The sequence below is a fragment of the Georgenia wutianyii genome (assembly GCF_006349365.1).
GTDB lineage: Bacteria > Actinomycetota > Actinomycetes > Actinomycetales > Actinomycetaceae > Oceanitalea > Oceanitalea wutianyii.
The window spans coordinates 3442856-3454625 of the sequence record NZ_CP040899.1 but is presented as its reverse complement, the minus strand read 5'-3'; the positions used below and the strand labels follow the sequence as shown (position 1 = coordinate 3454625).

12 protein-coding genes are annotated in these 11770 nt (G+C 70.3%); 8 read left to right on the top strand and 4 right to left on the bottom strand.

Translation table 11 applies throughout. The annotated features are described in order from the left end of the window. Positions 1-95: 95 nt before the first annotated feature. From rpmH to FE251_RS15320, 8 genes are all read left to right on the top strand, one after another. Positions 96-233 (top strand): 50S ribosomal protein L34, encoded by a 138-nt coding sequence (gene rpmH / locus FE251_RS15355; RefSeq protein WP_139072255.1) that lies wholly within the window; start codon positions 96-98, stop codon positions 231-233. A gap of 24 nt (positions 234-257) precedes the next feature. Then, entirely contained in the window at positions 258-590 is a 333-nt protein-coding gene (rnpA, locus tag FE251_RS15350; RefSeq protein WP_230976470.1) for a ribonuclease P protein component, read from the top strand. Next, positions 587-919: a membrane protein insertion efficiency factor YidD gene (gene yidD / locus FE251_RS15345; protein WP_139072257.1), complete on the top strand. Its 333-nt coding sequence runs from the start codon at positions 587-589 to the stop codon at positions 917-919. The genes rnpA and yidD overlap by 4 nt, the downstream gene beginning before the upstream one ends. Before the next feature lie 12 nt (positions 920-931). Next, a complete protein-coding gene (gene yidC / locus FE251_RS15340) occupies positions 932-2176 on the top strand; it encodes a membrane protein insertase YidC (RefSeq protein ID WP_139072258.1) in 1245 nt (414 codons plus the stop codon). A gap of 51 nt (positions 2177-2227) precedes the next feature. Beyond that, positions 2228-2791, top strand: coding sequence for a Jag family protein (locus FE251_RS15335; RefSeq protein ID WP_139072259.1), 564 nt, complete (start codon positions 2228-2230; stop codon positions 2789-2791). 19 nt (positions 2792-2810) lie between these two features. Continuing rightward, positions 2811-3467 carry a 16S rRNA (guanine(527)-N(7))-methyltransferase RsmG gene (rsmG, locus tag FE251_RS15330; protein ID WP_139949198.1) on the top strand — a complete coding sequence of 219 codons (657 nt, stop codon included), beginning with the start codon at positions 2811-2813 and terminating at the stop codon, positions 3465-3467. Positions 3468-5743: 2276 nt separating this feature from the next. After that, on the top strand, positions 5744-6772 hold the full coding sequence (locus FE251_RS15325; RefSeq protein ID WP_139072260.1) for a ParA family protein: 1029 nt from the start codon (positions 5744-5746) through the stop codon (positions 6770-6772). Continuing rightward, positions 6765-7961, top strand: coding sequence for a ParB/RepB/Spo0J family partition protein (locus FE251_RS15320; RefSeq protein WP_139949197.1), 1197 nt, complete (start codon positions 6765-6767; stop codon positions 7959-7961). Before FE251_RS15325 ends, FE251_RS15320 begins: the two co-directional genes overlap by 8 nt. A 61-nt stretch (positions 7962-8022) precedes the next feature. On the opposite strand, the gene FE251_RS15315 is transcribed toward FE251_RS15320, so the two are convergent. The 4 genes from FE251_RS15315 to trxB form a co-directional block, all read right to left on the bottom strand. After that, a complete protein-coding gene (locus FE251_RS15315) occupies positions 8023-8988 on the bottom strand; it encodes a D-alanine--D-alanine ligase family protein (RefSeq protein WP_139949196.1) in 966 nt (321 codons plus the stop codon). A gap of 17 nt (positions 8989-9005) precedes the next feature. After that, the gene (locus FE251_RS15310; RefSeq protein WP_139072263.1) at positions 9006-10337 is read right to left on the bottom strand and encodes an aminotransferase-like domain-containing protein; all 1332 of its coding nucleotides are present in this window, start codon (positions 10335-10337) and stop codon (positions 9006-9008) included. A 77-nt stretch (positions 10338-10414) separates the two neighbouring features. Further along, positions 10415-10747: a thioredoxin gene (trxA, locus tag FE251_RS15305; protein ID WP_139949195.1), complete on the bottom strand. Its 333-nt coding sequence runs from the start codon at positions 10745-10747 to the stop codon at positions 10415-10417. Next, on the bottom strand, positions 10744-11748 hold the full coding sequence (gene trxB, locus FE251_RS15300; RefSeq protein WP_139072265.1) for a thioredoxin-disulfide reductase: 1005 nt from the start codon (positions 11746-11748) through the stop codon (positions 10744-10746). Before trxB ends, trxA begins: the two co-directional genes overlap by 4 nt. Positions 11749-11770: the final 22 nt, after the last annotated feature.

The window sequence follows — 11770 nt, the reverse complement described above, 5'->3', positions numbered from 1 at the left end:
TCCGTGGTGCCCGCGTGTGGGTCCGAGGAGCAGCCGTACCGCGCACTCAGCTGCCCAGGGCAGCACGACGACAACCGACGTTTTGGAGTACTGCCGTGAGCAAGCGGACTTACCAGCCGAACAACCGCAAGCGTGCCAAGGTGCACGGCTTCCGGCTGCGCATGCGCACGCGCGCCGGGCGCGCCATCCTCAGCGCTCGCCGCCGCAAGGGCCGCGAGAAGCTCTCGGCCTGACCCGTGCTGCCGCCGCAGCACCGGATGCGTCGGTCGGAGGAGTTCACCGACGCGGTGCGCGGTGGTGCCCGCAGTGGCACGCGGCGGCTGGTCGTCCACCTCGGCGCCTCGAGCGCCGGGGAGACGACCCCGCCCCGAGCCGGCCTGGTGGTGTCGAAGGCGGTGGGTAACGCCGTCGAGCGCAACCAGGTGAAGCGGAGGCTGCGGGGCCTGCTGGCCCCGCGCATGAACGACCTGCACGACGGCGACTCGATCGTCGTGCGGGCGCTTCCTGCTGCCCGGGGCGCGTCGAGCGCCGAGCTCGGCGAGGACCTCGACGTCGCGCTGCGCCGGGCACGGCGTCGGGCGCAGCGATGACTGCGCTGGGACGGGTCGTGGGCCGCGGGCTCGCGCTCCTCGTGAAGGGCTACCAGCTCATCGTCTCCCCGTGGTTCGGACCCTCGTGCCGGTACTACCCCTCCTGCTCCGCCTACGCGGTGACCGCCCTGCAGCGGCACGGCGCGGTGCGCGGGAGCCTGCTGGCCGGCTGGCGTCTGCTGCGGTGCAACCCGTGGAGCGACGGCGGGGTTGACCACGTCCCCGAGCAGGGCGACCCGATGCCGTGGACCTCACGGTCCGCTCGACCCCGTACTCTCGGGGTAGCCGCCGGTGGGGCGCCGTCGAACGACGCGCCGCAAGACCTCTAGGAGCCAGCCCTCATGGGTTTCTTTGACACGATCCTGTACCCCATCAAGTGGGTCGTCGCGTGGATCCTCTATCTCTTCCATGAGTTCTGGACCGCCGTCGGGCTGGACCCGTCGAGCGGCTGGTCGTGGGCGCTGGCCATCGTCGGCCTCACGGTCATCATGCGCATCCTCCTGATCCCGCTGTTCTTCAAGCAGATCAAGGCCTCGCGCGGGATGCAGATGCTGCAGCCCGACATGCAGAAGCTGCAGAAGAAGTACAAGGGGAAGAACGACCCCGCGTCCCGCCAGCAGATGCAGGCGGAGATGATGGCGCTCTACCAGAAGCACGGGACCAACCCGTTCTCCTCCTGCCTGCCGATCCTCGCGCAGTCCCCGATCTTCTTCGCGCTGTTCCGGGTGCTCTACTCGATGCCCCAGATCGCCGACGGCACCTACCGCGAGGGGCAGCCCCTCGGACCGATCGACGCCTCGACGGCGGCCCAGTTCCAGGACTCGACCCTGCTCGGGGCACAGCTGTCGGACACGTTCCTCACCGCGTCGACGATGAACGTCCGGGTCCTCGCGATCGTCATGATCATCCTCATGTCGGTGACGACGTTCACCACGCAGCGGCAGCTGACGATGAAGAACATGCCGCAGAGCGCGCTGGACAACCCGATGGCCAAGCAGCAGCGGATGCTCATGTACATCCTGCCGCTCGTCTTCGCCTTCTCCGGCGTCTACTTCCCGATCGGTGTGCTCGTCTACTGGCTCACGACGAACCTGTGGACGATGGGCCAGCAGTTCTACACGATCCGCAAGATGCCGGCGCCCGGCTCCGAGGCCGAGAAGAAGTTCAAGGAGCGCGAGCGGGCCAAGCTCGAGCGCAAGGCCGCCCGCAAGGGCGTGCCCGTGGAGCAGCTGCTGCCCGAGCCCGCCGAGCCGGAGCGGCCCGTCCAGAAGGGCCAGCGCGTCCAGCCCAAGCGCAAGGACCGCGCGAAGAAGAGCGGGCCCGCTGGGGCCACGGCGAGGCCGTCCGGCGCGACGGGTGCGAGTGCTGCCTCGGCGACGAGCGCGGACTCGGCGGCCACGGAGTCCGTGGTGGACGAGGCCACGGCCGGGAAGACGACGTCCGGCACCGCCGGCGGCGGGGCGAACGGCGCCAAGAAGAAGACGCCCCAGGAGCGCGCAGCCGAACGGCACGCGCAGCGAGCGGCTCAGCGGCGAGCCGAGCTCGAGCGCCGGGGGCGCAACAAGCCGGGCAAGTCCGGCAAGTAGACCAGACCTGACAGTGCCCGGGTCGTCGGGCTGAGAGAGAAGGATCAACTCGTGAGCGAGCAAGACGTGGTTCCCGCGGCGGAGGAGACGACTGCCGAGCAGGAGGCCGACGCACGTCCCGAGGCGACCAAGGTCTCCACGACCGTGAAGCGGCTCGAGGAGGAGGGCGAGATCGCGGCGGACTACCTCGAGGAGCTGCTCGACATCGCCGACCTCGACGGCGACATCGACCTGTCCATCGACCACGGCCGCGCGTCGGTGGAGATCGTCAACGAGGACAGCGAGGACCGTGCCCTCAAGCGGCTCGTCGGCAAGGACGGCGAGGTCCTCGACGCCCTCCAGGAGCTGACCCGCCTCGCCGTGCAGGCGCGGACCGGTGAGCGCAGCCGTCTCATGCTCGACATCGCCGGTTTCCGGCGTCGGCGCAAGGTCGCGCTCACCGCGATCGCCCAGGAGGCGATCGCCAAGGTCAAGGCGGGGGCGGCGTCGGTCGCGCTCGACCCGATGAACCCCTTCGAGCGCAAGGTCGTGCACGACGCCGTCGCAGCTGCCGGCCTGGTGAGCGACTCGGCCGGGGTGGAGCCCCACCGCCACGTCGTCATCAGCGAGCAGTAGTCTACAGGTGTAGATAAGAGTGTCCTCCGAGGAGAGCGGGGCCGGCGCCGTCGAGCAGGCGCCGGCCGAGGCTGCGGGAGTGTTCGGCGAGGCGTGGCCTCGGCTCGAGGCGTTCGCCGACCTCCTCGTCCGGGAGGGAGAGCTGCGAGGTCTCATCGGACCTCGGGAGCTGCCCCGCCTGTGGAGCAGGCACCTGCTGAACTCCAGTGCCGTGGCCGGCTTCGTCCCCCACGGTGCGACCTTCGGCGACGTCGGGTCGGGCGCGGGCTTCCCCGGGGTCGTCGTCGCACTCATGCGACCGGACCTCGAGGTCACGCTCATCGAACCGATGGAGCGACGAGTCGCCTGGCTGCACGACGTCGCGTCGGAGCTGTCGATCGAGAACGTCACCGTCGAGCGGGCCCGTGCCGAGGAGCTTCACGGCGCGCGCGAGTTCGACGTGGTCAGCGCCCGCGCGGTAGCGGCGCTGAAGAAGCTCATCCCCTGGGTAGCCCCGCTCATCGCCCCTGGGGGCTCGCTCGTCGCGCTCAAGGGTGAGCGCGCTGCCCTGGAGATCGACGAGGCCGCGAAGGCTCTGCGCAAGTACCGGCTGCGCGACGCCCGGGTCCATGAGGTGCTCGTGCCCGGCACCGACGACCCCACCCGCGTCGTCACCGCCGAACGCCAGCCCGCCTGAGCTCCCCGGGCCGGCCGCGATCCGCGCAAAAAGGCCAGCGCCCCTGCGGGCGCCGCACACCCCCCGCGAGAGCCAACTTCCGCGCGAGAGCGGAGTTTCGCGCGAGAGCGGAGTTTCGCGCGAGAGCCGACTTCTGCGCGAGAGCTGGGTTCCGCAGAAGGCGGGTTCCGCGAGGGTGTCGAGGTCACCGGGTCCCGGCCCGCGTGACTGCGGCGTTAGGTGTGGACTTGTGGACCGTTCAGGTCCAGGAATCCAGACTGAAGTGCCGCAGCGTGACACTGCGACGAGTGCAGGTCGTGCGGACGCGAAACGTTGACGCAGGCGCTGTTGGTTCCGGGAGGTACGTGGCCATGGCGATGTTCCACGTGAAACGTCCTCGTGGCGAACGGGTACCCCGTTCGGTCTGCTCACCTGTGTCTCCACGGGGGCTAGATGTGTGCGCGGCGGCTCATGGTGGCCGGCAGGCACCTCGGGGGCTGGACCGGGTCGATGGGGGCCGCCTCAGCTGCTTCGGGGCGCGTGCCAGTGCGCGTGCGCAGCCCGCGGCTGCGCGATCTCATGCCCGTTGTCGTCGAGGTTTCACGTGAAACAGCGCCGCGAGGGAGGGCTTGGCTGACACCGGGCCGGATCGACTCCCGTCCGACGTGCACCTTCGCGTTTCCACAGATCACTGACTCGTCGCCCGCGCCACTATTCGCGACCGCTCAGGACCGCTCCGCCGTGGCTTACGCCCCTCCATGTCACGGCTGGCTATAGGTGGCTCCGAGGGCGCGCGCTCCTTGTGTTCCACGTGAAACCAGCGGTCGATGCTTGTCGTGCACGTGACACCAGCGGTGTCGAGTCTGGCCTGCCACGCAGGGGACCGCGGAGGAGGTCACGGACTGCGTCTGAGACGGGCCTGTCGTGACACGAGAATGGCCCATCGTGCAGCTCGACGCTAACGCCACGTGGAGCTTAGGGGGTGAGTTCCGCGAGGTCCGGGGCAGCGCCCGTCGGACCTCATAGTCCGAGAGGCGTCTGTTGGCGCCCGTTTCACGTGAAACAAGGGCGCCGGTTTCACGTGAAACCAAAGAGCCACTGCCGGAACATCTGGTGTGATGCCTCAGGGATCTCCGAGGGCCACCGTGGTCACGGTGGACGTTCATCTCGCCATCCTCCCGTCATGCGGCCCTGTTTCACGTGAAACCCACCGCGTACTAGCGACGTGATGGCCGTTCGTATACGAGCAGATGATCAGCGTCGCAGGAACAGATCGACAGCGCGTACTTGTCGCACTCTCGGCCCATCGGCACATCGCTTCGAACGGCCTTCGCACACCGGTGACCGGCAGCTGCTAGGACCCGAAGGGTCCGTGGTGCGAGTCGTTCGATTCGGCGACACGGACGCTGGCGCAGGCTCGGGCGCGCTATCCACCGCTGTGGGGAACCTTGGGGACAGCGCTCAGATCCGCGGTATGACGCGCATCCGGAGACTCAGTTTCCGCCAGTTCGGCCGTCGACGCGTCTGGTTTCACGTGAAACCAACGCACTGGAAGGCAGGAGCGGTGACGACTGGCGAGCACCGCCGGGCCTGATCCGTTCGTGTCGCTGTTCGGAGCTCGGGCGCGGAATCGATCGTCGGCATCAGGATCGCTCCCCACGCGACGGCAGCCGGCATAGAACGCCAGCGCACGGAAGAACCTGTCCCAGGCGCTGCCGACGCACTCAGCATCGGACGGGAGCGTGTCAGCCCCACTGGGCCGCCGCTGATGACGTGCAGACGCTGTAAGGGAGACCAGTCGGGGCTACCAACCCTGCAGGGAGGGGCGAACGCACACCTGGCGCACAGACCTTCGCCGCGGTGGTGGGCCCCTCTCATGTTTCACGTGAAACTGGCCGCGGCTCCTACCCGAGTGCGAAGGAGTATCGGGCGCTCGGCCTCGTCGTCGCAGCGCGCGCCGTTCCCCATCACCGGATGTCCGTGACCTGCCGACACCGAAGTCCCCGAACGGAGATGGGCGCACCGGAGCCGAGTGGGCCGGCGCTGCACATCGGGCGTCCAGCTCGGCGGAGTCCCTACGGCAGATCGAGAGGGGAGCGTGTCGGCGCAGAGGCCTGCTCCTGCCTGTTTCACGTGAAACCGCCACCAAGCCGCTCACACCGAAGTCGCCGGCGCGACGCGAAACACGGGGACGCTACGGCCTGCCTGCAAGGGCATCCAGGGCCCAGCGACTAGGCTGGGACCACTCTCGAACTACTGCGGAACTAGGGGTGCGTGTGACCAGGTCGGACGACACCATGCCGCGCCCTCCGAAGGGAAACGGTGTGGACCACGTGAACCGCGGCGATCCCGCCAGCATCCTCGGGCTCGACGCCTTCGACGAATCGACGCCACTGGCGGCTCAGCTTGCCGAGGACGCTCGCCGTCGCATGTCGCTGGAGGGGAGGACCTTCCCCCGGCCTCCCGAGACGAAGATCCTCACCGTCGCCAACCAGAAGGGCGGCGTCGGGAAGACCACCACCACGGTGAACCTCGCGGCGGCGTTGGCGATCGGTGGACTGCGCGTCCTCGTCATCGACAACGACCCCCAGGGCAACGCATCCACGGCGATGGGGATCGACCACCGCGCCGGCACGCCGTCGACCTACGACGTGCTCATCGAGGACACCCCGCTCTCCGAGGTGGTCCAGCCCTGCCCCGATGTCGACGGCCTGTTCTGCGCACCGGCGACCATCGACCTGTCCGGAGCCGAGATCGAGCTCGTCTCCATGGTGGCCCGCGAGAACCGGCTGCGGAACGCGATCGCGACGTACCTCGAGGCCCAGGCGCCTGAGCAGCGTTTCGACTATGTCTTCATCGACTGCCCTCCGAGCCTCGGGCTGCTGACCGTGAACGCCTTCGTCGCTGCACGCGAGGTACTCATCCCGATCCAGTCCGAGTACTACGCGCTCGAGGGCCTGAGCCAGCTCCTGCGGAACATCGAACTCATCAGGGGACACCTCAACCCTACGCTACACGTGTCGACGATCCTGCTCACGATGTTCGACAAGCGGACGAACTTGTCCCGGCAGGTGGCGGACGAGGTCCGCGAGCACTTCCCGGCCCAGACGCTCGAGGTGTCGATCCCTCGCTCGGTCCGGATCTCCGAGGCCCCGTCCTACGGCCAGACAGTCCTCACCTACGACCCGGGCTCCACCGGCGCGCTGGCCTACCGGGCCGCAGCGCAGGAGATGGCGGAGCGCGCGGCAGAGGGCGTCACCGCGGCCGTGTCCCAGTCCCAGCCGCAGTCCGCCGCGGCACCACGTTCGGAGGATGTCAATGAGTGAGAAGCGACGGGGGCTCGGCAAGGGCCTCGGCGCCCTGATCCCGACCGCGCCGACCGAGGGCCGTCCCGTCGACGTGTTCTTCCCGAGCAAGCCCGCCGGTGAGCCCGCCGCACGTGCCGTCACGACGTCGGCCTCCACCCCGGCGGCCGTCGAGGAGAGGCCCGCGAGGAGCGCGAACGCGCGCACGACGACGACGGCGACCACGAAGTCCCGTAAGCGCCCCTCCATCCCCAAGGACACCGTCAACCCCGGTCGCAAGACGGAGACGGCTCCCGAGCCGGAGCCCGCTGCACCCAGCGCACCGGAGCCCGCCCCCGAGCCGACGGACGCCGCGGACACCGGCGGCCTCGCCCCCGTCCCGGGCGCCTCCTTCGCTGAGGTGGGCGTCCACGAGGTCATCGCCAACCGGCGCCAGCCCCGTCAGGTCTTCGACGAGGACGAGCTCGAGGAGCTCGCCTCCTCGATCCGTGAGGTCGGCGTCCTCCAGCCGATCGTCGTGCGTCCCCTGCCCGAGGGTGAGGGCGCGCGGTACGAGCTCATCATGGGTGAGCGGCGCTGGCGGGCCACTCAGCTCGCCGGGCTGGAGTCCGTGCCGGCGATCATCCGGCACGTGGAGGACAACGACCTCCTGCGCGACGCGCTCCTGGAGAACCTCCACCGGGCCCAGCTCAACCCCCTGGAGGAGGCGGCCGCCTACCAGCAGCTCCTCGAGGACTTCGAGTGCACGCACGAGGAGCTCGCCTCCCGCATCGCCCGCTCCCGCCCGCAGATCTCGAACACGCTGCGCCTGCTCAAGCTCCCCGCGCTCGTCCAGCGACGCGTCGCGGCAGGCGTCCTGTCGGCAGGCCACGCCCGCGCCCTCCTCGGGCTCTCGGACCCGGCCGCGATGGAGCGCCTCGCGCAGCGGATCGTCGCCGAAGGGCTGAGCGTGCGCACCACCGAGGAGATCGTCGCGCTCGGTGACGAGCCCACCGCCCCGGAGATGCGCCGGCGTCCCCGCGGGGGCGCCCACGTCGCCGAGCTCAACGAGCTCGCGACCCGCCTCGCCGACCGCTTCGACACGCGCGTGAAGATCGGGATGGGCCAGCGCAAGGGCCGGATCAACATCGAGTTCGCCAGCCTCGAGGACCTCAACCGGATCCTCGACGTGCTCGCCCCGAACGTCGAGCGCCCGGCGCTGGAGAACTGAGCACGCTGGGAGCGGGGCGACCTCTCGGTCGCCCCGCTCCCAGCGTGTCAGCCCAGCTTCGTCAGCCCCGCGCGGCAGCCTGGCGCACGAGCGTGGTCACGAGCTCGGTGAAGGACGGGCCGCCACCGGCCGCCCACGCCTGCGCTGACTGCGGGAAGAGGGACGTCTCGGTCATCCCGGGCGCGACGTTCATGTCGAGGAACCACGGCGTGCCGTTCTCGTCGACGATGAGGTCGGTGCGCGACAGATCCCGCAGCCCGAGCGCCTCGTGCGCGGCGACGGCGGCCCGGGCGGCCACCACCGTCGTCTCCTCGTCGAGCCGGGCGGGCACGAAGTACTCGGTGCGCCCGGCGTTGTAGCGCGCGTCGTAGTCGTAGGGCCCCTCGGTGACGATCTCGACCGGGGGCAGGGCAACGGGCCCGTCGCCGAGATCGACGACGGAGACAGCCACCTCCGTGCCCGTGACGGCACGTTCCACGAGGGCGGCGTTGCCGTAGGAGAAGCAGGAGACCATCGCCTCGGGGAGGTCCTCGGCCCGGGTGACGACGGTGACGCCGAGCGCCGAGCCGCCGTCCTCGGGCTTGACGACGAGCGGCAGGCCCACTCCTGCGACGGCGGTGGCCAGCACCTCGCTCGAGCCGATCTCGGTGAACAGCCCGCGCGGGAAGGTGACGAACGGCGGGGTGGCGACGCCGGCGGCGGCGACGAGCTCCTTGGCGACCGGCTTGCGCGAGGCCAGACGGCACGCGGCCGACGTGCTGCCGACGTACGGGATGTCGAGCAGCTCCAGGAGGGCGCGGATCGAGCCGTCCTCCCCGGTGGAGCCGTGGACCAGCGGGAAGACGACGTCCGGCGGGTCCGCGCTGAGCGCGGGCAGCAGCTCGGGGTCCAGGTCGCGGACCTCGACGTCCAGTCCTCCGTCGCGGAGCAGCTGCGCCACCCGGCGCCCGGACCGCAGGGAGACGTCGCGCTCGTGCGAGAGTCCTCCCGCGAGGACGAGGACGCGGGGGTTGTCGGCGTTCGTCATTGTCACTCCGCTCTCGGTCAGGTCTGGTCCGGGCTCGGGGCGTCGGCCAGCGGGTCCTCGCTCGTGCGCCGGGAGCCCGCCGTCCCGAACATCTCGGTGAGCTCGAGCTCGGAGCGTACGACGCCGGCGAGGCGGCGCACTCCCTCCCGGATGCGCTCCGGGGTCGGGTAGCAGAACGACAGGCGCATGTGGTCCGCACCCTGCCCGTCGGCGTAGAACGCCGTGCCGGACACGTAGGCGACGAGGTTGGTCACCGCGCGCGGCAGCATCGCCTTGGCGTCCAGCCCTGGCGGCAGCGTCACCCACGTGTAGAACCCGCCGTCCGGCACGGTCCAGCGCGCCTCGGGCAGGTACTCGGTGAGCGCCGACATCATCGCGTCGCGGCGGGTGCGGTACTGGTCGCGGAAGTCCTTGACCTGCCCGTACCAGTCGTACCCCTGGAGGTAGGAGGTGATGGACAGCTGGCTGAAGCGCGAGGGCGAGAGGATGGCCGCCTCGCTGGCCAGCACGAGCTTCTCGCGCACGGCGTGCGGCGCGGCCGCCCATCCCACACGGTAGCCCGGGGCGAAGGTCTTGGAGAAGGAGCCGAGGTAGACGACGGCGTCGGGGTCGTAGCTCTTGAGCGACGGGAGCGGGTCGCCGTCGAAGCCGAGGAGCCCGTAGGGGTTGTCCTCGAGGATGAGCACGCCGTGCCGGCGGCAGATCTCCACGATCCGCGGCCGGCGCTCCTCGGCGAGCGTGACCCCGCCCGGGTTGTGGAAGTTCGGGACGGTGTAGAGCATCTTCACCCGCCGCCCTTCGGCGGCGAGCCGGCGCAGCGTGCGCTCGAGCTCCTCGGGGACCAGGCCCTGGTCGTCCATCGCGACGTGGACGATGTCGGCCTGGTAGGCCCGGAACACCCCGAGCGCGCCGACGTAGCTGGGCGCCTCGGCGACGATGACGTCACCCGGGTCGATGAAGATCTCGGTGACGAGGTCGAGCGCCTGCTGGGAGCCGGTGGTGACGACGACGTCGTCCGGGTGGGCGTGGACGTGGTCGTAGCGCATGACCTCGACGATCTGCTCGCGCATCTCGACCTCGCCCTGGCCGCTGCCGTACTGCAGCGCCTCCGGTCCGCGGTCGCGCAGCAGCTTCGCCGTCATGTCGGCGAGGAAGTCGATCGGCAGGCCGGAGATGTTCGGCATCCCACCGGCCAGCGACACCACCTCCGGGCGGCTCGCGACGGCGAACAGCGCCCGGATCTCCGAGGAGCGCATCCCGTGAGCTCGCTGGGCGTAGGAGGAGAACCACGGGTCGAGCCGGGTGCCGGCCGCCGCCGTGGGCGGCTGATGCGGTTCGGGTGTCGTCATGGAGGCCTCCTCGTGCGCGCGTCACCTGACGCGTAGGGCCAGGCTACGCCGCCGCGACGCCTGCCCAGGTCGGAGTGTCAGGGAACGAGCGTCGCGAGCTCCTGGGCGAGGGTGGGCTTGGGCCGCGCTCCGACGAGCGATGTCACGAGCTCACCGTCGCGGAACAGCACGAGCGTCGGGATCGAGACGATGCCGTACTCGCGCGTCGTGTCGGGGTTCTCGTCGACGTCGAGGCCGACGACGCGGAGCCGGTCGCCGAAGTCGGCGGCCAGCTCCGCGAGGACCGGGGAGAGCTTGAGGCACGGCTGGCACCATGCCGCCCAGAAGTCGACGAGCACCGGCCCGGGGGCGGCGAGCACCTCCTCGGCGAAGGTGTCGTCGGTGACCTGGGGGAACGCGGGGACGCTCACAGCGCGACGGCGCCCTGCGGGGTCTGGGAGGCATCGGCGTCCGGCTCGGCCGCCTCGCCGAGGGCGGCGAGGTAGCGCTCGGCGTCCAGCGCGGCGGCGCACCCGGTGCCAGCGGCCGTGATGGCCTGGCGGTAGGTGTGGTCCACGGCGTCGCCGCAGGCGAAGACGCCGGGGACGCTCGTCGCGGTCGAGGGCGAGGACACGACGATGTAGCCGCTCTCGTCGAGGTCGACCTGGCCGACGAGCATGTCGGTGCGCGGCACGTGCCCGATCGCGACGAACACGCCGGTGGCGTCGATATCGCGCTCCTCACCGGTGACGGTGTCGCGCAGGGTGAGGCCGGTGACCTTGTCGGTGCCGTGGATCGCGGCGACCTCGCTGTTCCACGCGAACTCGATCTTCGGGTTCGACATGGCGCGCTCGGCCATGATCTTCGAGGCCCGCAGCTCCTCGCGGCGGTGGACGACGGTGACCTTCGAGGCGAACTTCGTGAGGAAGGTGGCCTCCTCCATCGCGCTGTCACCGCCACCGACGACGACGATGTGCTGCTCGCGGAAGAAGAAGCCGTCGCAGGTGGCGCAGTAGGACACCCCGCGCCCACCGAGGGTCTTCTCGCCCTCGAGGCCCAGCTCCTTGTAGGCCGAGCCGTTGGCGAGGATGACGGTGCGGGCCCGGTAGACGTCGCCCTCGGCGGTCGTCACGGTCTTGACGTCCCCCGTGAGGTCGACCGAGACGGCGTCGTCGTAGACGACGGCGGCGCCGAACTTCTCGGCCTGGGCCTGCATCCGCTCCATGAGCTCGGGGCCCATGATCCCCTCGGGGAAGCCCGGGAAGTTCTCCACCTCGGTGGTGTTCATCAGCGCGCCGCCGGCGGTGACGGCGCCGGCGATGACGACCGGTTCGAGGTTGGCGCGTCCGGCGTAGACGGCCGCGGTGTAGCCGGCCGGGCCGGAGCCGACGATGACGACCTCGTGGAGGGTGGTGGTCGTGCTGTCCGTCATGACAATCCTTCGGTGTTCGGGG